Annotated in this window: 13 protein-coding genes; 5 read left to right on the top strand and 8 right to left on the bottom strand. The window is 70.2% G+C overall.

Going from position 1 to position 20,741, the window contains the following annotated elements; translation table 11 throughout:
* Window positions 1-26 precede the first annotated feature (26 nt).
* Complete coding sequence (locus tag BM004_RS13150) at window positions 27-1,463, top strand: MocR-like pyridoxine biosynthesis transcription factor PdxR (RefSeq protein ID WP_093213849.1); 1,437 nt, start codon at window positions 27-29, stop codon at window positions 1,461-1,463.
* Here the strand turns inward: BM004_RS13150 and BM004_RS13145 are convergent.
* Genes BM004_RS13145 through BM004_RS13135 form a run of 3 tightly spaced genes read right to left on the bottom strand, consistent with a single transcriptional unit; the run spans window position 1,388 to window position 7,541 of the window.
* Window positions 1,388-4,915, bottom strand: a complete 3,528-nt coding sequence (locus BM004_RS13145) for an efflux transporter outer membrane subunit (RefSeq protein WP_093213846.1) — start codon at window positions 4,913-4,915, stop codon at window positions 1,388-1,390. The genes BM004_RS13150 and BM004_RS13145 overlap by 76 nt on opposite strands.
* On the bottom strand, window positions 4,903-6,213 hold the full coding sequence (locus tag BM004_RS13140) for a hypothetical protein (RefSeq protein ID WP_256219881.1): 1,311 nt from the start codon (window positions 6,211-6,213) through the stop codon (window positions 4,903-4,905). Before BM004_RS13140 ends, BM004_RS13145 begins: the two co-directional genes overlap by 13 nt.
* Window positions 6,214-6,242: 29 nt before the next feature.
* Window positions 6,243-7,541 (bottom strand): HlyD family secretion protein, encoded by a 1,299-nt coding sequence (locus tag BM004_RS13135; RefSeq protein WP_093213844.1) that lies wholly within the window; start codon window positions 7,539-7,541, stop codon window positions 6,243-6,245.
* Between the two features lie 322 nt (window positions 7,542-7,863).
* Here BM004_RS13135 and BM004_RS13130 point away from each other — a divergent pair, with 322 nt between their 5' ends.
* Entirely contained in the window at window positions 7,864-10,674 is a 2,811-nt protein-coding gene (locus tag BM004_RS13130) for a PAS domain-containing protein (protein ID WP_093213841.1), read from the top strand.
* Between the two features lie 6 nt (window positions 10,675-10,680).
* Here the strand turns inward: BM004_RS13130 and BM004_RS13125 are convergent, their stop codons facing one another.
* A complete protein-coding gene (locus tag BM004_RS13125) occupies window positions 10,681-11,418 on the bottom strand; it encodes a GNAT family N-acetyltransferase (protein WP_256219880.1) in 738 nt (245 codons plus the stop codon).
* 82 nt (window positions 11,419-11,500) lie between these two features.
* Window positions 11,501-12,691, bottom strand: coding sequence for an MFS transporter (locus BM004_RS13120; RefSeq protein WP_093213839.1), 1,191 nt, complete (start codon window positions 12,689-12,691; stop codon window positions 11,501-11,503).
* Window positions 12,692-12,790: 99 nt separating this feature from the next.
* Between BM004_RS13120 and BM004_RS13115 the strand changes: the two genes are divergently transcribed.
* A complete protein-coding gene (locus BM004_RS13115; protein WP_093213837.1) occupies window positions 12,791-13,753 on the top strand; it encodes a LysR family transcriptional regulator in 963 nt (320 codons plus the stop codon).
* Here the strand turns inward: BM004_RS13115 and BM004_RS13110 are convergent.
* From BM004_RS13110 to BM004_RS13100, 3 genes are all read right to left on the bottom strand, one after another.
* Window positions 13,702-14,472: a fumarylacetoacetate hydrolase family protein gene (locus BM004_RS13110; RefSeq protein ID WP_093213834.1), complete on the bottom strand. Its 771-nt coding sequence runs from the start codon at window positions 14,470-14,472 to the stop codon at window positions 13,702-13,704. The genes BM004_RS13115 and BM004_RS13110 overlap by 52 nt on opposite strands.
* A gap of 23 nt (window positions 14,473-14,495) precedes the next feature.
* Window positions 14,496-15,473 carry a tripartite tricarboxylate transporter substrate binding protein gene (locus tag BM004_RS13105; RefSeq protein ID WP_093121698.1) on the bottom strand — a complete coding sequence of 326 codons (978 nt, stop codon included), beginning with the start codon at window positions 15,471-15,473 and terminating at the stop codon, window positions 14,496-14,498.
* A gap of 74 nt (window positions 15,474-15,547) precedes the next feature.
* Window positions 15,548-16,789 (bottom strand): pyridoxal-phosphate-dependent aminotransferase family protein, encoded by a 1,242-nt coding sequence (locus BM004_RS13100; protein ID WP_093121700.1) that lies wholly within the window; start codon window positions 16,787-16,789, stop codon window positions 15,548-15,550.
* A gap of 122 nt (window positions 16,790-16,911) precedes the next feature.
* Here BM004_RS13100 and BM004_RS13095 point away from each other — a divergent pair, with 122 nt between their 5' ends.
* Window positions 16,912-17,604: a GntR family transcriptional regulator gene (locus BM004_RS13095; protein WP_093213832.1), complete on the top strand. Its 693-nt coding sequence runs from the start codon at window positions 16,912-16,914 to the stop codon at window positions 17,602-17,604.
* Window positions 17,605-17,646: 42 nt separating this feature from the next.
* Window positions 17,647-20,721, top strand: coding sequence for an FAD-binding and (Fe-S)-binding domain-containing protein (locus BM004_RS13090; protein ID WP_093213829.1), 3,075 nt, complete (start codon window positions 17,647-17,649; stop codon window positions 20,719-20,721).
* Window positions 20,722-20,741: the final 20 nt, after the last annotated feature.

Below are 20,741 nucleotides of genomic sequence, written 5' to 3'. Positions count from 1 at the left end.
CGGCGCATTCGCAGGAGACCAATCCGATGGAATTGCACGTCGTCATCGAAGGCGACAAGGACCTGGCCGGCCAGCTGTACCGGCAGCTCAAGGACGCCATTCGCAGCGGCCGGCTGGCCGCGGGCGAGAAGCTGCCGCCGTCGCGCCTGTTCGCCGAACAGCTGGGGCTGTCGCGCAAGACGGTGTCGCAGGCCTATGCCCGGCTGACCCTCGACAAGCTGCTGACCGGCCGTGTCGGCAGCGGCACCTTCGTGGCGGACGGCGCGGCGCGCCGGCAGGCACCGGTGGCGCCGGCCCGGCCGCTGGCGGGCGCGGCCATGGCCGAGCACTGGCGCGGCATGCGCACGCCGTTGCGGCACCCGGCGCCGGCCGGCAGTTCGCGCTACGAGTTCATCGGCGGCGCACCGGCGCGCGACCTGTTCCCGCATGCGGACTGGCGCCGCTGCGTGCTGCATGCGCTGCGCCAGGGCGCGCGCTCGCGCGGGCTGTATGGCGACGCCGAAGGCCTGCGCGAACTGCGCGACGGCATCGCGCGGCATGCGAGCTTTTCACGCGGGGTGCGCTGCGCGGCGGCCGACATCCTGGTGACCAACGGCGCGCAGCAGGCGCTCGACCTCATCGCACGCGTGCTGGTGGAGCCGGGCAGCACGGTGGCCATGGAGGAGCCCGGCTACCCGCCCGCGCGGCTGCTGCTGAGCGCGCAGGGCGCGAACGTGATCGGCGTACCGGTCGATGGCGAAGGCCTGGTGGTCGAGCGCATTCCCGACGGCACGCGGCTGATCTACGTGACGCCCGCGCACCAGTTTCCGCTGGGCATGCCGATGAGCGAGCGCCGCCGCAAGGCGCTGCTGGCGCGCGCGGCGGCGCTGGGTGCCGTGGTGATCGAGGACGACTACGACAGCGAGTTCCGCTACGAGGGCCGCCCCACCGATTCGCTGCAGAGCATGGACACGCACGGCTGCGTGGCGTTCGTCGGCACCTTCTCGAAGACGCTGTCGCCCGACCTGCGGCTGGGCTACCTGATCGCGCCGCCGGCCGTGCTGGAGGCCGTGGGCACGGCCAAGCACTTGACTGACTGGCACACCTCCACGCCGGCCCAGTGGGCGTTGGCCAAGTTCATGGCCGACGGCGACCTGCACAAGCACATTCGCCGCTGCCATGCCGCCTATGCGGCGCGGCGCGAGCGCATCGTGCGGCGCTTCGCGGACGACCTGTCGCCGTGGTTCGAGCTGGTGCCCGCCACGGCCGGCATCCACCTGGCGGCGCTGTGCAGGCGCGAGTTCGACGTGGCGCAGCTCATCGCGCTGGCGCGCCGCGTCGACGTGGGGTTGTATCCGCTCGCGCCGTTCTTCCACTTCTCGGCGCCGCGGCAGGGGCTGATGCTGGGCTACGGCGCGATCGACGAGACCGACATCGACCCGGCGCTCGACCGCGTGAGGGACGTGCTGCAGCAGCTTGGCTGAGCAGCAGCAGCAGCAGCAGCGGGCGGCTGAGCGGACGTGGCGGTGCGCGCGTCGTCCCAGCCGCCGCCGAGCGCCTTGTACAGGTTGACGGTGTTCACCGCCTGCTTGAGCTGCAGCTCGATGCCCTGGCGCCGCTCCAGGTACAGCTCGCGCTGCGCGTCGGCGCCGGCAAAGTAGTCTTCCAGCCCGTTGCGAAAGCGCGTGCGCGAGATCGACGCGACCCTGTCGAGCGCCTGCACGCGCGCCTGCTGCGCCTCGATCTGCGGGCGCAGGTGGCTGTCGGCGATGAGCGCGTTGGCCGTCTCGCGCAGCGCCTGCTGCACCGCGTACTCGTAGCTGGCCATGGCGGCGGCCAGCCGTTCTTCGTTCGCGCTCAGGTTGGCCGAGCGGCGGCCCCAGTCGAAGATGGGCAGCGACACGCCCAGCACCGTGGCCCAGCTGCGGTTGCCCGAACTCAGCAGGCTGGAGAACTCGCTGCTCAGCCCGCCCGCCACGGCCGTGAGCGAGAAGGTCGGATAGAACGCCGCCTTGGCCGCGCCCACGCCCGAGTTGGCGGCCTCCACGCGCGCATAGGCCGCCAGCAGGTCGGGGCGGCGCTGCAGCAGGCTGGCCGGCAGGCCCACGGGCACGTCGGCCACCGAACGCTCGGGCCAGGGGCGCTGCATGCCGATGTTCGCCGGCACGGGCTGGCCGACCAGCACGGCCAGCCATTGCAGGTCCTGCCCCACGCGCATGCGGAACTCCTCGCGCTGCACATTGGCACGTTCCACCAGCGACTGCGAACGCAGCACGTTCAGGTCCGACGTGCCACCCACGGTGCGGGCGCGCTGCATCACGCGGGTGCTGTCGCTCTGGCTGGCCAGGTCGCTCTCGGCCAGCGCGAGCAAGGCGCGGTCGGCCCGCAGCGTGAGGTAGGCGTTCGACACCTCGCCGACCAGGTTCATGCGCGCGGCCCACAGGTCACGTTCGCTGGCCAGCGCCTGCGCACCGGCCTGCTTCACGCTCGCATCGACGTGGCCGAAGAAGTCGAGCTCGTACGCGGTGATGCCGGCCTGCACCGCGTAGGTGGTGCCCACGCTGCCCACGGCCTGGTTGTTGGTGACGATGCCGTCGGGGCTCAGCGAAGTGGTCACGTTGCCGCGGCCGACCGAGCCGGCCAGCCCGATCTCGGGGAACAGGCTCGAACGCGTGCCGCCGTACACGGCGCGCGCCTCGCGGGCCTTGGCGGCGTACACGCGCAGGTCGCGGTTCTGCAGCAGCGCGCTGGCGATGAGGCCGCGCAGTTCCTCGTCGCGCACGAAGGCGTGCCGGGCCACGGGTTGCGCGGCGGCGCTGCCGGTGCCCTCGGCCCATTGCGCGGGCACGACCACGTCGGCGTTCTTCAGCGCCGGCGTGAGGTTGCAGCCCGACAGCACCAGCACGCCGATCAGCAGCACCGCGACCATGGGCAGCGGCGCGGCGAAGGCGCGCGTCCACGCAACGCGCATGCGCGGCCATTGCCAGCCCGCGCTGCCCAGGAAGGCAAGCGCGGCGCGGCCCGGCTTCACCTGCGTGGCGACGTGGCTCGGCGGCAGGCTGAAGACGTGGCGGATCAGGTGGTCGTGCAGCACCTCGTCGTGGTCGAAGGCCAGCTCCACGCCTTTGGGCGAACGGCCCTTGAGCAGCGCCGACACCCAGCCCACGCGGTCGACATGCAGGTCCAGCCGCTCGCCGACGGGCATACGCCGCAGCAGGGCGCTTTCGCGCAGCAGCGCGCCGTCGACCGCGATCTCCACGAAGCGCGTCGCGCCCACGCCCGCGGTGCTGCGCAGGGTGGTGTCGGCGTCGTACGGAAAGCGCTCGTCGTGCGCGGGGCGCGGGCGGTCGATGCAGGCGATGAGCGCGGCCAGGCAGTACACGGTGGTCACGATGGTCCACACCACGTTGAGCATGTCGCCGGTGGTCATGGCGCTGCCGATGGCGCCCAGCGCCGCCGCTTCCATGGCCGCGATGAGCCCGCCGAAGGCCAGCACCATGTTCCAGTGCACGACGGTGCGCGAGCGGTCCTGCCCCTTGGCCGTGACCTTGAAGGGCCGCCCGAACGGTCGCATGAGCGAGGACACGATGGTGCGCGTGACGGCCATGGCGGCCACGATCTGCGTGACCTCGGTGAACACCGGCAGGCAGCGCCGCTGGCTGATCCAGTAGGTGTAGCCCCAGAACATCACGAGCGGCGGCAGGCCGTACAGCGCGAAGGCGCGCGGCGTGGCATGGAAGGCCGACACGCCCGCATACCAGTAGAGCACCGGCGCCGCCAGCATCAGCAGGATGAAGGGCTTGGTCAGCCAGTGCAGCAGGCCGTGCACGTAGTGCACGCGCGCCGCGAAGCTGTAGCCGCGGCCGCGCAACGGGCCGTCGCGCAGCAGCGCCACCTGGATGGTGCCCAGGCACCAGCGGCTGCGCTGGTTGATGTAGTCGACGATGCTGTCCGCCGAGAGCCCGTTCGACAGCCGCTCGTTGAGCCAGCGCGTGACCCAGCCGAAGCGCATCAGCGTGTAGGTGGTGTAGATGTCCTCGCACACGCTGCCCGTGGGGAAGCCGCCCGCGTCGGTGATGGCGTCGCGCCGGATCACGAACGAGGTGCCCACGCAGAACGCCACGTCGGCCGCGTCCTTGGCAGGCTGCAGCACGTCGAAGAACACGCGCTGCTCGTCGACCCAGCTGTCGGTGGCGCGCAGGTTGTGCTGGATGGGGTCGGCGTTGTAATAGAACTGCGGCGTCTGCACCAGCCCTACCTTCGGCTCGTCGAACAGGCCGAGCGTGCGGTAGACGATGTTGCGATGGGGTGTGAAGTCGGCGTCGAGCACCAGGATGTACGGCGCGTTGGTGGCCGCCGCGGATTGGCGCAGGCCGTTGTTGAGGTTGCCGGCCTTGGCGTGCGTGTTGTCGGGGCGGCGCGCGTAGTGCACGCCCTTGCGTTCGCAGTAGTCGCGCAGCCAGTCGCGCCGCGTGTCGTCGAGCACCCACACGTTCACATGCGGATAGTCGATGGCCTGCGCGGCCAGAATCGTTTTCTCGAGCACGGCCAGTTCTTCGTTGTAGGTGCAGATGAACACGTCGACCGCGGGCACCTCGCGCCCCCGCGCACGCAACGCGGCCTCGCCCCGGTCGGCCTGCGCGTGGTTGTCGCGCCGGCGCGTGAGCATCTGGATCGACAGCAGCGTGTAGACGATGGCGACCATCTCGAACACCAGGAACACCCATGCCACCAGCGTGCCGAAGCCCAGGTCGGCCGGCGGCAGCGTCTCGGCCAGCCGCCATGCCGTGTAGCGCACCAGCACCAGCGCGGTGAGAAAGCCGAACAGCACGCGGTGCGAGGCGCGGTCCGCGCGGGCGTGGAAGATCATGATCAGCGCAAGCGCCGCAACCAGCAGGTTGACCCTGAACTCGGGCGTGTCGATCAGTTCGGACATGGCTTTTCTCCTGAGGCTGCGGTAACGACGGTTCCGGTGAACGGGTTCCAGCCCGTGGCGGCGAGCGCGATCCAGGCGGTGGCGCCCAGGTGGGGCCAGCGGTAGTAGAAGAAGTCGGCGCCGGCCGAGTCGGGGCCGATGGCCAGTCCGGTCGAGATGCGCGGGCTGGGCGTGGCGTAGTACAGGCCGTTGTCGGCGCGTTGCGAGGCGAGCAGCAGCCACAGCGCCTCGGGGGCCGCGCCTTTCACGGCCACCAGCGTGGCGGCCGCCTGCGCGCTGCCCTCGGTCCAGATGCCGTCGGGCTGCTGCGAGAAGCCGTAGCCGTCGCCGAAGCGGTGGTTGCGCTCGACCCAGGCCAGGCCCGCGCGCCAGGGGCAGGAGCCCGGCGGTGCGGCGAGCAGGGGCCACAGCTGCGCGTCGAGGCCCGAGCCGGTGGTGGCCAGCGTGGTGCCGTCGGCCTTGGTGCCGATGAAGAAGCGCTGCTCCTGCGCGCTCCACATGCGCGCGACGAAGGCCAGTGCCACGGCGGCCTGGCGCGTCTGTTCGGGCCGCGCGCTGTTGCGTGCAGCCCAGGCGGCCGTCATGGCGATGTCGATGTTGTGCTCGGTCGATTTCCAGGTCTGCGCCGACTGGGCGTTGTCCCAGCCGTACCAGCCGCCCTGGTAGCCGTCGGGGTCGGCGGTGGCGCGCGTGCGCTGTTCGGCCCACGCGAGCAGCCGCGCGGTGGCCTCGCTGTAGCGCGGGGAGGGCGCCACGCGGTCGACGTTCAGCAGCAGCAGCGCGGCCCACGCCACGTTGCCGGTGGCCGTGCTGAGCTGGTAGGCGTCGGCGATCCACTGGTTCCTGGCGCTGTCCCAGTAGCCCGACAGCACCGGCTTGCCCTCGGCCAGCGGGCCGGCGCGGTAGGCGTTGCGCACGCGGCCGTCGGTGTACAGCGGGTCGCGCTCCACGGCGAGCACCACGGCGTCGGCAATGCGCGTGGCGGAGGCCGTGTCGCCGCAGGCCAGCAGCGCGATGCCGGCGAGCGCGTTGTCGTAGACAAAGGCCACGTTCGCCAGGCTCGGCGCGAGCTCGGGCACGCCTTCGATCAGCTGCACGGTGCGGTAGCTCGTCAGAAGAAGCGGCGAAGAGGGCGCGCCGCGCGCGTCGGTGGCGACCGCGCGGCGCAGGCCGTCGCAGCTCTGCTGGGCCAGCGCATGCTGCACTTCGCCGGCCATCATCTTGGGCGCGGCGCCCAGGCCGAGCGCGGCGGCCAGCAGCAGCGCGCAGCGCCTGAGGATGAACAGGGCGTGTTCCATGGTCGGCTCATGCGGCGTCGCGATGCGCGCTACGAGGCCAGCCTCGCCGACACCACCTTGCCCGGCGCGCACAGGCCGCGCTGCTCCAGCCACTCCGGCATGGCGGCCTCGATGTGCGCCACGGCATACACCGAGCCCTGTTCCGCGAACGGAAAGGGCACCGCATAGCGGCTCTGGAAGTCTTCCGGCGCCACCGGCAGGATCTGCGTGACGCGGGCCGACACCTCGGGGCGGCCGTCATCGGTCTTCACCGCGATCGTCGAGCCGATGTCGAGCCGCCTGGCCACCCGCGGCGGGAACACCGCCACCACCTCGATGCGGCTGCAGTCGATCATGCGCACCAGCGTGGCGCCCTGCGGCACGTAACTGCCCTGCGGCATGAGCACCGTGTGCACCTGGCCGGGCTGCATGGCGCGCACCTCGAAAGCGGCCATGCGCTCGATGCGGCGGCGCTCGTCGGTCTCGAGCGCGGCGACCTCGCGCAGTTGCTGCTGCAGCGCCTGGCTGTCGTGCTGCGCGCGCTCGATGTCGCCGGCCAGCGTCTCGCGGCGGTTCGCCAGCGTCTGGTACACCGTCGCGCCGCTGCCGCCCACGAACACGCCGCGGCTCGCGCTGGCCACGCTCTGGCCCAGGCCCACATAGGCCTGCTCGGCAACGGCGGCACTGGCGCGCGAGATGCTCAGCTGCGCCTGCGCGGCGTCCATGGCCTGCGGGCTCACCGCACCTTCGTCGAGCATCGCGGAGGTGTGGCGCACCTTCAGTTCCTGCTCGGCCACGCTGCTCAGCGCCACCTCGCGCTGGCGCTGCGCCACCTGCCACGCGTCGCGCGTCTGCGCCATCGAGGCCGTGCGGTACAGCTTCACCTGCTGCTCGACGAACTGCAGCTCCTCGTTCGACGCGTTGAGCTGGTTGGCCAGCTGCGCCACCTGGCTTTGCAGCGCCAGCCGCTGCGTGGTCAGCGTGGTGAGGATGTCGCGGTTGATGGTCGGGTTCTGCACCGTGGCCACCACCGCGCCGGCCTCGACCTTGTCGGAGGCGCGCACCGTCATGCGCGTGACCACGCCGCTGATGGGCGAGGTGACCAGCAGCACCGGCGCCTGCAGCACGGTGCGCGTGGCCTGGCGCGACACCAGCGGCTGGATCAGCGTGGTGATGACCAGCCACAGCACGAAGGCCAGCAGCGCGTAGCCCGCGAGGCGCGGCACCAGCGACTCGCCGGACTCCTTCGGTGCCGGCCCCTTGCCGCTTTTTCGCCGCAGGCGGCGAAACCAGCCGGTGGCCTCGGCGTGCGCGAGTTCGTCGGATTCCCGGACAGTGCTTGCGTTCATGAGCGCCTCGCAATCGTTGACGTGAAGGTCGGATGGACCGGCGTCTCCGCTGTCGCGGCACATCTTTGGGGCGTGCCATCTGCTTGTGCTGCAGTGCAGCAATACACATGCCAAAAACTAATAGTTTCTGCTTCATTCGGAAACAGGATGTACCGGTGCCGGACGAGCGGCCGCGGCGTGTCGAATGCGACCGGCAGGAACTTGCACGTACCGTTGCGCGCGAGCGCCCGCAAACATCCAAAGTCTTCCGCGGTACGTAGAAGACACCGATACTCTCTACCGGTAACTCCCGCCGGCCACGCACCGGCCCTCACACAGATCAATGAACGAACCCGGCCTTTCGAAAATCCGCTTCGGCTTGCACACGCGCCTGAGCCTGGGCGTGGCCGCGGTGGTCCTGGCCGCAACCTTCGCCATCGCCACCTACGCGCTGCACCTGGTCAAGAGCAGCATGCGCGCCTCGATCGCGGCCGAGCAGCTGGGCCGCGTGAGCGCCATCTCGGACGCCATCGACCAGAAGCTCGGCAGCCGCCACATCCTGCTGCAGACCTTGGCCGAGAGCATCGAGACGCAGGATTTCGCCGACGCACAGCCGCTGCAGGGCTTCCTTGAAAAGCACGCATCGCTGCGCCAGGCCTTCGACAACGTGGCCTTGCTCGACATGGACGGCAACCTGGTGGCCAACCTGAACGGCGCGCTGAAGAACGGCAGCGTCAACGTCAAGGACCGGGCCTACTTCCAGCAGACCGTGGCCAACAAGACCGGCATGGTGTCCGAGCCCTACCGCAACCGCCTGAACGGGCTGGCCCAGGTGGCCATCACGCAGCCGGTGATCGACGGTGCCGGGGCGGTGCGCTACGTGATCTCGGGCGCCATCAACCTGAAGGACCGCAACATCCTGGGCGCGCTGGGCGACGTGAGGTTCGGCAAGAGCGGCTACCTGTTCATCTTCACCACGGACGGCGTGGTGGTCGACCACCCGGACCTGGCGCGCATCCTGAACAACGTGAAGGACAGGGGCGGCAAGGGCGGCAACCCCGAGATCCTGCGCGCAATGGCCGGCTTCGAAGGCACGGGCGAGGGCGCCGACGAGGCCGGCGTGCCCAGCCTCTACGCCTTCGACCGCACCGAGCGCACCAACTGGATCGTGGGCGCCATGTACCCGAGCGCCGAGGCCTTCGCCAGCATCGAAGCCATCGAGCGCGGCGCCTTGCTTGGCGCGCTGGTGCTGTCGCTGTCGGCCGGGGCGCTGGCGCTGGTCGTGATGCGCCGTCGGCTGAAGCCGCTGGCCGAGCTGCACCGGCACATGCAGTCGGCGCAGCAGTCGCCGGGCGAAATTTCACGGCCGCCGGCCAGCTACGCGCGCGACGAGATCGGCGACCTGGCGCGCACCTTCGACGCGCTGATGGCCCAGCGCCACGCCAGCGAACTCAGCCTTGCGCACAGCGAGGCGCAATTGCGCACCATTGCCGACAACATCCCGGCGATGGTCTCGCATGTGGATGCCTCGCTGCGCTACACCTTCGTCAATGCGCGCATCCTGGCGCTGCACAACGGCGCGCAGCTGGTCGGACGCTCCATGCCGGAGTCGCGCGGCGGCAACTACGCCGTGGTCGAGCCGTACTTCGCGCGCGCGCTGGCCGGCGAGACGGTGATCCTCGAGAAGACGGGCGACCCCTCGCTGGGCATCGGCCACCGCACCTACCAGGCCCACTACATTCCCGACCTCGACGCCGACGGCGCGGTGCGCGGCGTGTTCGCGATGACCTTCGACATCACCGAAGAGGGCAACATCCGCAAGGCCGTGGCCGAGCAGGAAAAGCGCCTGCGCGACGTGACGGACAACATCCCCGCGCTGGTGGGCTACTTCGACCGCAACCAGAACTGCCTGTTCGGCAACATCCGCGCGCGCCAGATGGCGGGCCTGGGCGACAAGCCCATCGAGGGCGTCACCTTGCGCGCGGCGCTGGGCGACGCGATGTACGAGCAGCACAAGCCCTACCTGCCGGTGATGCTCTCGGGCAAGAAGGTGCGCTTTCCGGTGCGCGCGCCCATGCGCGGCAAGGAGGGCTACTTCCAGGTCAACCTGATCCCCGACACCAACCCGCGCGGCGAGGTGGTGGGCTTCTACCTGATGAGCTTCAACATCACGGCGTTGAAGGAAGCGGAGCTGCGCCAGGCCGAGAGCGAGCTGCGCCTGCGCACCATCACCGACAACATGCCGGCGCTGATCACCTACATCGACCGCGACGAGAAGATCACCTTCGCCAACGCGACCAGCCGTGAATGGCTCGGGCTCGACCCGATGCAGCTGCTGGGGCGCCACCTGCAGGACGTGGCGGGCCGCGACGTGTACCTGGCGCGCCGCCCCATGCTGGCGCGCGCGCTGGCGGGCGAGCGCGTCGAGTTCGAGGCGCGCACGCAGCGCAAGGGCTTCGAGCGCATCACGCAGGTCATCTACGTGCCCGACGTGCGCGCGGACGGGCTCACGCACGGCATCTTCTCGCTGGCGCTCGACATCACCGCGCTGAAGCTGGTGGAGCACCAGCTCATCGAGCTGGCGCGCATGGACACGCTCACCGGTTTGCCGAACCGCCTGGCCTTCAACGAGTACCTGCCCGACGCCGTGCTGCGCGGGCGGCTCACCGGCAACGCGATGGCGCTGATGTTCCTGGACATCGACCGCTTCAAGACCATCAACGACACCTTCGGCCACGCGCTGGGCGACGCGGTGCTGGTCGAGTACGCGCGGCGCCTGATGGCCAGCGTGCGCGGCACCGACAAGGTGGCGCGGCTGGCCGGCGACGAGTTCGTGCTGGTGCAGGAGAACCTCAGCGGCCCGCACGCGGCTGCGACCGTGGCGGAAAAGATCGTCGAGCGCATCGGCACCCTGCCGTTCGTGGTCGAGGGCCAGACCATCGCCGTGACCACCAGCATCGGCATCGCGTTCCACCGCGCGGCCGATACCTCGGCCTCCGCCGAAGAGCTGCTGGCGCGCGCCGATGCCGCGCTCTACAACTCGAAGGCGGCGGGGCGCAACCGCTACGAGTTCTTCCTGCCGCCGGGCAGCCCGCGCGACCCGCTGATGCTGGGCGGCGGTGCGCGGGCCGACCAGGCGCCCGAGGCGCAATAGCGCTTTTCAGCGCGGGCCGAGAACGTGGTTCTCGTGACGCGCTTCGCCCAGCGCGAACCACGTGCGGCCCTTCACGACGAAACCCTGCTTCTCGTAGAAGCGGCTGGCGCGCCGATTCCCGGCGTTGACCGCGAGCCACAGCGCATCGCGGCCGGTGCGCTCGCGCGCGGCGGTGCGCGCCGCTTCGAGCAGGGCCGCGCCGATGCCGGCGCCGGTGAACGGCTCCTGCACGTAGAGCCTGCAGAGTTCGGTGTCGCACGCGGGCTCCAGCGCTTGCTCCGCGCCGAAGCGCACGAGCGCGTAGCCGACAAGCTGGCCGTCGACCTCCGCAACGCGCAGCGCGGCCCGCGGGTCCTCGGCCAGCGCGGTGAAACTGGCGGGCGTGAAGGTGTCGAACACGTAGCGCGCGAGCAGGTCGTTCACGCCTTCGGTCGCGTAGGTGGAAAGCCAGACCTGGATGGAGAGCGCTGCGAGGGCGTGCGCGTCCGCGGCAGCAGCGGGGCGCACGGCGGTGGAGGTGGAGGTGGAGGTGGAGGTGGAGGTGGAGGTGGCCATGCTGGCGGCACGCCCGCCACGTTCTTCGCGAAGGCAGGCCTGCAGGCGCGCGATCAGCGCTTCGACCTCGTGCTCGCCCAGATCGAGCGGGTCGCCGTGCGCGCCCGAGGCGATCAGGCAGATGGCCGAACCGTCGTGCCAGGCCTCGAGTCGTTGGTGTTCATCGGGGATGCGGGGTGGGGTCGGCATGGCGTCGAAGGCAAGGGCAGTGCGCGGATTCTGCGCTTGCACTGGCGCCTGCACCCGAGGCGGGTGCGCGACACCGGCCCGCTCAGGCCTGCGCCGAAGCGCAATCGGCCAGCTCGCCGCGCGGTTCGCGCTTGTCGAGCGCGCGGCTCCACAGCGCGATCGCCAGGCCGGCCAGCGTGAGCAGCGCGGCCACCCAGCCCAGTGCGCGCAGCCCCGGGCCGTGGTCGATCACCACGCCGCCGGCCCAGGCGCCGAGCGCATTGCCGAGGTTGAAGGCCGCGATGTTGAGGCTGGACGCCAGGTTCTGGCCCGCGCCCGACGCCTTCTCGAGCACCCGCAACTGCATCGGCGCCACGGTCGCGAACGAGGCCACGCCCAGCAGCCCGACGAACACCACCGCGGTGAACGGCGTGCCGATGGTGAACTGCATTGCGCCCAGCACCGCGGCCAGCACCACCAGCGTGCCGAGCACGGCGGCCATCGGCGCGCGGTCGGCCAGCTTGCCGCCGAAGATGTTGCCGACGGCCATCCCGCCGCCGAACACCAGCAGGATGGGCGACACCGCCGATTCAGACAGCCCCGTGAGTTGCGTGAGCAGCGGCTGGATGTACGTGTACACCACGAACACGCCGGCGAAGCCGAGCACCGTCATCGCCAGGCCCAGCAGCACCTGCGGGCGCGCCAGCACGGCCAGTTCTTCACGCAGCGGCGCGGGCCTGGTTTCTCCCTTCACGCGCGGCACGAACACGGCGAGCACCGCGAACGCCAGCACGCCGATCAGCGTCACCGCCCAGAAGGCCGAGCGCCAGCCGAACTGCAGGCCCAGCCATGCGCCGGCCGGCACGCCCAGCAGCGTGGCGGCGGTCAGGCCGGTGAACATGATCGCGATGGCCGAGGCGCGCCGCTCGGGCGCCACCAGCCCGGTGGCCACCACCGAGCCGACACCGAAGAAGGTGCCGTGCGCCAGCGAGGTGACGACGCGTGCGGCCATCAGCATCTCGTAGGTGGGCGCCAGCGCGCAGGCGAGGTTGCCGAGCGTGAAGATCGCCATCAGCGCGAGCAGCACGGTCTTGCGCGGCAGCTTGCGGGTGGCGATGGTGAGCACGGGCGCGCCCACCGCAACCCCGAGCGCATAGCCCGAGATCAGCAGGCCGGCGGCCGTGATGGAGACGTGGAGGTCCGCCGAGACCTGCATCAGCAGGCCCATGATGACGAACTCGGTGGTGCCTATTCCGAAGGCACCGGCGGTGAGGGCGAGGAGAGCGATTGGCATGATGCCCTGTACTGTGAAGACATTCGGCTTCGATGACTAGAATGCCGCCAGTACACAGACTTGTGACTTGAACTCACAGAACAGCCGGAGAAAAGAGCCATGCCGCGCATCGACGTCAACCGCTCCGGCGAGATGGAAGCCTTCGTGCAGGTGGTGGAGTCCGGCGGGTTCTCGTCGGCGGCGCGCCTGCTGGGCATGACGCCGTCGGCCGTGAGCAAGCTGGTGGCGCGGCTCGAGCTGCGCCTGGGCATCCAGCTGGTGCACCGCTCCACGCGCAAGCTGCAGCTCACGCCCGAAGGCAGCGCGTTCTACGAGCGCAGCACGCGCGTGCTGGCCGACATGGACGAGGCCGAGCGCTGTGCCGCCGCCGGTGCGGCGCCGCGCGGGCGGGTGAGCATCAACGCCAGCGTGTCCTTCGGCCAGCACCGGCTGGTGCCGCTGGTGCCGCGCCTGCTGGAGCAGCACCCGCAGATCACGCTCGACATCGCGCTGACCGACCGCATCGTGGACCTGATGGACGAGCGCGCCGACATCGCGATCCGCTGGGGCCAGTTGCCTTCTTCCGAGCTGGTGGCGCGGCGGCTCGGCGAGACCAGCCAGGCCATCGTGGCGGCGCCTTCTTACCTTGCGGGGTACGGCACGCCGCGCACGCCGCAGGAACTGGAAGCGCACAACCGGCTGGGCTGGAGTTTCCGGCGCAATTCGCCCGATTGGCCGCTGCGCGTGGACGGCCGCACGGTATGGCTGCCGGTGGCCGGCCCGGTGCGCGCGAGCGACGGCGAGACGCTGCGCCACCTGGCCATGGCGGGCGCGGGCGTGGCGCGGTTGTCGCTGTATCACGTGCAGCACGACATCGACGCGGGCCGGCTGGTGCCGCTGCTCGAGGAGTTCAACCCGTGCGAGGTGGAGCCGATCCACGCGGTGTACATCGGCAAGGCCGGCACGCTGCCCGCGCGGGTGCGGGCGGTGCTCGACTTCCTGGTGGCCTGTTCGGGCGTGGGCGGCGGGCGTTACACGCTCAGTCGCACGCCGCCGATGCCGGGGAATTCCACCGTCACCTGATCGCCGCGCCGGCACGGCAGGATGCCGACCCACGAGCCGGTGGTGACCACCGTGCCCGCGGGCACGGTCTGCCCGTGGCGCGTGAGGTGGCGCAGCCAGATCGGCAGCAGCCAGGCCGGGTCGGCCAGCGGATGCGTGCCTTCGCGCACCACGGTGTCTGCATCGCCGACCTTGGCCTCGCAGCGCTGCGAGGCCCAGTCGACGGCGGCGTACGGCTTCCACTCGCCGAGCAGCAGCGCGCCGTGCACCTGCGAATCGGCCAGCCGGAGCAGGGCGGGCGTGGCGGCGAGGTCTTGCCAGCGCGAGTCGACGATCTCGACCGAGACGGTCATGGCGTCGACGAGCGATGCGGCGTTGTCGTGATCGAGCTTGGCGGCTTGCGCGGGCGTGACGTCCTGGCCCAGCCGCAGCGCGGCCTCGGCTTCGATGCCGGGCGCGTTGAACGAGAGGTCGCCGAAGTCCGCCGGGCTCCGCCGCACGCCGGCCGGCGGCAGCGGTGCGTGCGTGAGCGTCGCGGTGCGCGAGCCGCCGCCCGACTTCCACGTGCCGGGCACGGGCTGGCCGTCGAACCAGCCGAGCGCGGCCGCGACGGCGTCCTGCACTTCATAGGCCTGGGCGCCGGTGGCGAGCGTGTCGGTCCAGGGCGAGGCGTCGAGGGTGCGGTTGCCGCGGCGCGCGGCGACCAGGGCATCGGTGAGGGCAGTCTGAGAGGGGTTCATCCGGCGATTCTGTCAGTTGCGGCCTAGGTTTCCACGTGCACGTTGCCGTCCTTCACCACCTTCGCCCATTTCGCGATCTCGGTGCTGATGAACTGCTTGAACTTGTCCTGCGAGCCGCCGCCGTCTTCCGCGCCGTAGGTGTCCAGCCGCTCCTGCACGTCGGGCATGGCCAGCACGGTGTTCACGTCGCGGTTCACCTTCTGCGCGATCGACGCCGGCAGCTTGCCCGGGCCCGCAAGGCCGTACCACGTGGTCGCCTCGAAACCCTGGAAGCCTTGCTCCTGCATCGTGGGCACGTTCGGATGGCCCTTGGCGCGCTTGGTGCGCGTTTGCGCAACCGCGATCACGCGGCCGTTCTTCACATGCGGCGTGGCCGCCGTCATGGTCTCGAAGCTGTACTGGATCTGCCCGCCCATCAGGTCCGCCAGCAGCGGGCCGCTGCCCTTGTACGGCACGTGCAATGCATCGACACCGCCTTGCAGCTTGAACATCTCCAGTGCCAGGTGCTGCGCCGAGCCCGCGCCGGCCGAGCCGAAGCTCACCGTTCCCGGCGTGGCCTTGCACGTGGCCACGATGTCCTTCACCGTGAGTGCCTTCTGCCCCGGGTTGGCGATCAGCAGGTTGGGCGTGACGCCCACCAACACGATCGGCACGAAGTCGCGCTCCACGTTGTATCGCAGCTTGGGCTGCAGGCTGGGCGCGAGCGCGTGGCTGTTGATGTGGGCCATGAGCAGCGTGCTGCCGTCGGCGGGCTGCTGCGCCACGTAGTCGGCCGCGAGCACGCCGGCCACGCCACCCTTGTTCTCCACGATGACCTGCTGGCCCCACATGATCGTGAGCTTCTGCGCGACCACGCGCGCCAGCGCATCGGTGCCGCCGCCCGGCGGAAACCCGACCACGATGCGCACCGGCCCCGAAGGCCACTCCTGCGCGAACAGCCGGGGCACGCCCAGCGTGGCGGCCGCGGCGCCCGCGGCCTGGATCAGGGAACGTCTTTGCATCTTCTTTGTCTCCGTTGTGGGTTGGAATCCGATGCGCGCCGGGGCGCTGCGTGGCTATGTGTGCCTGGGCGCGGTCATGCGGCCTTCTGCAGCGCGGCCGGTGCCGAGTGGCTGGCGAAGTGGTCCATCGCCGCGTGCACGCCGCTGCCGGCCAGCTTGATGCCGGAAAGCTTCATGCCCATCTCGACGCCCGCGACCATGGCCACCAGCGTCAGGTCGTTGCTGTCGCCCAGGTGGCCCATGCGGAACATGCGGCCCTTGAGCTTGCCCAGGCCGGTGCCCAGCGAAAGGTCGAAGCGCTGGTGGATGAGCCGGCGCAGCGCGTCGGCATCGACGCCTTCGGGCGTGATGACGCCGGTGAGCACCGGCGAGTACACGGCCGGGTCGGCGCACTGAATGGGCAGGCCCCAGGCATTGACCGCCGCACGCACGCCCGCGCCCCAGCGCTGGTGGCGCGCGAACACGTTGTCCAGCCCTTCGCCGAGCAGCATGTCCAGCGCCTCGGAAAGGCCGTACAGCAGGTTGGTGTTGGGCGTGTAGGGCCAGTAGCCGTCCTTGTTCATCTCGACGATCTCGTCCCAGGCCCAGAAGGCGCGCGGCAGCCTGGCGTGCTTTGCGGCTTCGAGCGCGCGCGGCGAGAGTGCGTTGAAGCTGATGCCCGGCGGCAGCATCAGGCCCTTCTGCGAACCGCTGACGGTCACGTCCACGCCCCATTCGTCGTGCCGGAAATCGGCGCTCGCCAGGCCCGAGATGCTGTCGACCATCAGCAGGGCGGGGTGGCCCGCCGCGTCGATGGCCTTGCGCACCGAGGCGATGTCGGAGGTGACGCCGGTGGAGGTCTCGTTGTGCACCACGCACACGGCCTTGATCTTCTTTTCGGTGTCCTTGCGCAGGCGGGCCTCGATGAGCTCGGCCTGCACGCCGCGGCGCCAGCTGGGCGCGTTGGGCAGTTGCGCGTCGGCGCCCGACCACGCCAGGAACTCGGTCGAGACGCCCAGGCGCGTGGCCATCTTCTGCCACAGCGAGGCGAAGTGGCCGGTCTCGTACATCAGCACGTGATCGCCGGGGCTCAGCGTGTTGGCGAGCGCGGCCTCCCAGGCGCCGGTGCCCGACGCGGGGTAGATCGCGACCGGGTGCTTCGTCTTGAAGATCTGCTGGATGCCGCCCAGCACCTTCAGGCCCAGCGTGCCGAATTCGGGCCCGCGGTGGTCGATGGTGGGCAGGCTCATGGCCCGCAGGATGCGGTCGGGCACCGGGCTCGGGCCGGGAATCTGGAGGAAGTGGCGACCGGTGGGGTGGATGTCGAGTTGCAGCATGGACTGTCCTTTCGCTTTTTAGTTTTGCATTCAAAATGCATTTTTGTTTGATGGTTTACCCTGATCTACTTGGGTTGTGAGCCCGAATTTTTGCATTCAAAATGCAAACAAGGGAACACACCATGACCGCAGAAATCATCGAAATCTCCAGGCTCGCGCTGCACGACCAGGTGGCGTCGCGCTTGCGCACCATGCTGGTCGAAGGGCGCATCGCGCCCGGCGCCAAGCTCAACGAGCGCGAGCTGTGCCTGCAGCTCAACGTGTCGCGCACGCCGCTGCGCGAGGCCATCAAGCTGCTCGCGGCCGAAGGGCTGGTCGACCTGCTGCCCAACCGCGGCGCGGTGGCCGTGAAGCTCACCGAGGCCGACGTGCTCAACACCTTCGAGGTGCTGGCCATGCTCGAGGGCATGTCGGGCGAGCTGGCGGCCAAGCGCATCACCGAAGAGGAACTGGCCGAGGTGCGTGCGCTGCACTACGAAATGCTGGCCTGCTTCTCGCGGCGCGACCTGTCGGGCTACTACCGCCTGAACGCGCGCATCCACACCGCCATCAACGACGCGGCGGCCAACCCGGTGCTGTCGAACACCTATCGCTCCATCAACGCCCGCGTGCAGTCGCTGCGCTTTCGCACCAACCAGAACGAGGCGAAGTGGAAGCACGCGGTGGACGAGCACGAACAGATGATCGACGCGCTCGCCAGGCGCGACGCCGCCGCCATGCGCAAGGTGCTGGTGGCGCACGTGCTGCGCAAGCGCGACACCGTGCTGGAGCTGTTGCGCGCCGGCGAGATCTATCCCGTCACGAAGACAAGCTGACCCGCGCCGAGCTTCCCCCTCCAAAAAAACCAAAGCCCCACCATGCGCATCGATCCCGCCAGCCACATGCAGCCAGCCGGAACCGTTCTTCCGCCCAACGACACCTGCGAGCTGCTCGCGCGCCGCCTGCGCGCCGACACGCAGGGCGAGGTGCTGTTCGACGACGGTTCGCGCGGGCGCTACGCCACCGACGCGTCGATCTACCAGATCACGCCGGTCGGCGCCTTCGTGCCGACCAGCGAGCGCGACATTGCCACCGCCATCGACATCGCCCGCGACCTGAAGGTGCCGGTGCTCGCGCGCGGCGGGGGCACCAGCCAGTGCGGGCAGACCACGGGCGCGGCGCTGGTGATCGACAACAGCAAGCATTTCCGCCGCGTGCTCGACGTGAACGTGGAAGAGGGCACCGCCACCGTCGAGCCCGGCCTGGTGCTCGACCACCTCAACGCGCAGCTCAAGCCGCACGGCCTGTGGTACCCGGTGGACGTGTCGACCAGCGCGCAGGCCACGCTGGGCGGCATGGCGGGCAACAACTCGTGCGGCTCGCGCTCCATTGCCTACGGCAACATGGTGCACAACGTGCTGGGCGCGAGCGCGTGGCTGTCCAACGGCGAACTGGTCGACTTCGGCCCGGTCGGCACGCTGGGCGTGCGCGCCGCGGGCATTGCGCAATTCGTGCGCGGCCTCGCGCGGCAGCACCGCGAGCAGATGGCCGAGCACTGGCCCAAGGTGATGCGCCGCGTGGCGGGCTACAACCTGGACATCTTCGACAACCAGAGCGAGCGCCCCTACACGGCCGACGGTTCCGTGAACCTGGCGCACCTGCTCATCGGGTCCGAGGGCACGCTGGCCTACACCAGGAGCCTGACGCTCAAGCTCGCGCCGCTGCCGCGCGCCAAGGTGCTGGGCATCGTCAACTTTCCGACCTTCCACGCGGCCATGGACGCCGCGCAGCACATCGTGAAGCTGGGGCCGACCGCGGTGGAGCTGGTCGACCGCACCATGATCGAGCTGAGCCTGGCCAACCCGGCGTTCAGGCCCACGGTGGAAACGGCGCTCATCGGCAAGCCGGCGGCCATCCTGCTGGTGGAGTTCTCGGGCGCGGACAGGGCCTCGCTGTTGCCGCAGCTCAAGCAGCTCGTCGAGCTGATGGGCGACCTGGGCCTGCCGGGCAGCGTGGTCGAGATGCCCGACGACGCGCGCCAGAAGAACCTGTGGGAGGTGCGCAAGGCGGGCCTCAACATCATGATGAGCCTGAAGGGCGACGGCAAGCCGGTGAGCTTCATCGAAGACTGCGCGGTGCCGCTCGAGCACCTGGCCGAGTACACCGACGCGCTCACCGAAGTGTTCGCCCGGCACGGCAGCCGCGGCACCTGGTACGCGCATGCCTCGGTGGGCACGCTGCACGTGCGGCCGATCCTGGACATGCGCGTGGACGGCTCGGCCAAGATGCGCGCCATCGCGGAAGAGGCCAGCGCGCTGGTGCGCAAGTACAAGGGCGCGTTCAGCGGCGAGCACGGCGACGGCCTGTGCCGCGGCGAGTGGATCGAATGGCAGTTCGGCCCGGCCATCAACGAGGCCTTTCGCTCGATCAAGCGCAAGCTCGACCCGATCGGCCTGTTCAACCCCGGCAAGATCATCGACCCGCCGCGCATGGACGACGGCGCGCTGTTCCGCTTCGCGCCGCCCACCGCGCCCAAGCCGTACCGCCGCATCGAACTCAAGCCCGTGCTCGACTGGTCGGGCTGGAACGTCAACGCCGACCCCGTGACGGAGGTGACCACCGCCCCGGGCACCGGCGGCGACAGCACCGGCGGCCTGGCCAAGGCCGTGGAGATGTGCAACAACAACGGCCACTGCAGAAAGTTCGACGCCGGCACCATGTGCCCCAGCTACCGCGTGACGCGCGACGAGCAGCACCTGACGCGCGGGCGCGCCAACACGCTGCGCCTGGCGCTGTCGGGCCACCTCGGCCCCGACGCCTTCACCAGCGAGGCCATGCACGACACCATGGACCTGTGCGTCGGCTGCAAGGGCTGCAAGCGCGACTGCCCCACGGGCGTGGACATGGCGAAGATGAAGGTCGAGTTCCTCGACCATTACAAGAAGCGCCACGGCCATACGCTCAAGGACAGGCTGGTGGCCAACCTGCCCGACTACGCGCACAAGGCCAGCCGCATGCCGTGGCTGCTGAACCTGCGCAACAGCGTGCCCGGCGCCGCGTGGCTCGGCGAGAAGCTGCTGGGCTTTTCCGCGAAGCGCTCGCTGCCCGCATGGCGCAGCGACACCTTCTGGCGCGCCAAGGCCGACGAGCCGGGGCTGTTCGTCGAGCGCGACGTGGCGCTGTCGATCGCGCGGCGCGGCGGCAAGGCGGCGGTGCTCTTCGTCGACACCTTCAACGGCACCTTCGAGAGCGAGAACGCCTTTGCGGCCGCGCGCGTGCTGCAGGCGGCGGGCTATGTGCTGCACACGGTGGAGAAGCGCGGCGGGCACCACTGCTGCGGCCGCACCTTCCTGGCCAGCGGCATGGTCGACGAGGCGAAGAAGAAGGCCGAGGCGCTGATCGACGCGCTGGTGCCGCTGGCGCGCGCCGGCGTGCCCATCGTCGGGCTGGAGCCGTCCTGCCTGCTCACGCTGCGCGACGAGACGCTGGTGATGGGCTTCGGCGAAAAGGCCGAGATGGTGGCCAGGCACGCGCTGCTGTTCGAGGAGTTCATTGCGCGCGAAGTGAAGCAGGGCCGCTTCGAGATCGCGTTGAAGCCGGCCGAGGCGCCCATCCTGCTGCACGGCCATTGCCACCAGAAGGCCTTCGGCGCGGTGAGCCCGGTGATGGAGGTGCTCAAGCTGATTCCGGGCGCGCAGCCCGAACTCATCGAGAGCTCGTGCTGCGGCATGGCCGGCAGCTTCGGCTACGAGGCCAGCCACTACGAGGTGTCGATGCAGATGGCCGAGGCCAGCCTGCTGCCCGCCATCCGCAAGCAGCCGAACGCCATCGTGGTGGCCGACGGCACCAGCTGCCGCCACCAAATCGAGGACGGCGCGAAGCGCGAGGCGGTGCACGTGGCGGTGCTGCTGGAGCGGCACCTGCTGCACGTCGATCCGGCGGGCGAGGCTTGACGGGCGTCATGGCGGCACCG

The sequence above is a fragment of the Variovorax sp. OK212 genome (assembly GCF_900112425.1).
Lineage (GTDB): Bacteria > Pseudomonadota > Gammaproteobacteria > Burkholderiales > Burkholderiaceae_C > Variovorax.
Note: the sequence above shows the minus strand (reverse complement) of the source record. Positions and strands in the feature narration are given on the sequence as shown.

Bases quoted from the DNA above. Each gene is read 5' to 3' on its own strand.
- BM004_RS13150 (WP_093213849.1), top strand. From the start codon at position 27: ATGGAATTGCACGTCGTCATCGAAGGCGACAAGGACCTGGCCGGCCAG.
- BM004_RS13115 (WP_093213837.1), top strand. From the start codon at position 12,791: ATGCCGCGCATCGACGTCAACCGCTCCGGCGAGATGGAAGCCTTCGTG.
- BM004_RS13125 (WP_256219880.1), bottom strand. From the start codon at position 11,418: ATGCCGACCCCACCCCGCATCCCCGATGAACACCAACGACTCGAGGCC.
- BM004_RS13110 (WP_093213834.1), bottom strand. From the start codon at position 14,472: ATGAACCCCTCTCAGACTGCCCTCACCGATGCCCTGGTCGCCGCGCGC.
- BM004_RS13145 (WP_093213846.1), bottom strand. From the start codon at position 4,915: ATGTCCGAACTGATCGACACGCCCGAGTTCAGGGTCAACCTGCTGGTT.
- BM004_RS13095 (WP_093213832.1), top strand. From the start codon at position 16,912: ATGACCGCAGAAATCATCGAAATCTCCAGGCTCGCGCTGCACGACCAG.
- BM004_RS13135 (WP_093213844.1), bottom strand. From the start codon at position 7,541: ATGAACGCAAGCACTGTCCGGGAATCCGACGAACTCGCGCACGCCGAG.
- BM004_RS13105 (WP_093121698.1), bottom strand. From the start codon at position 15,473: ATGCAAAGACGTTCCCTGATCCAGGCCGCGGGCGCCGCGGCCGCCACG.
- BM004_RS13100 (WP_093121700.1), bottom strand. From the start codon at position 16,789: ATGCTGCAACTCGACATCCACCCCACCGGTCGCCACTTCCTCCAGATT.
- BM004_RS13090 (WP_093213829.1), top strand. From the start codon at position 17,647: ATGCGCATCGATCCCGCCAGCCACATGCAGCCAGCCGGAACCGTTCTT.
- BM004_RS13120 (WP_093213839.1), bottom strand. From the start codon at position 12,691: ATGCCAATCGCTCTCCTCGCCCTCACCGCCGGTGCCTTCGGAATAGGC.
- BM004_RS13140 (WP_256219881.1), bottom strand. From the start codon at position 6,213: ATGGAACACGCCCTGTTCATCCTCAGGCGCTGCGCGCTGCTGCTGGCC.
- BM004_RS13130 (WP_093213841.1), top strand. From the start codon at position 7,864: ATGAACGAACCCGGCCTTTCGAAAATCCGCTTCGGCTTGCACACGCGC.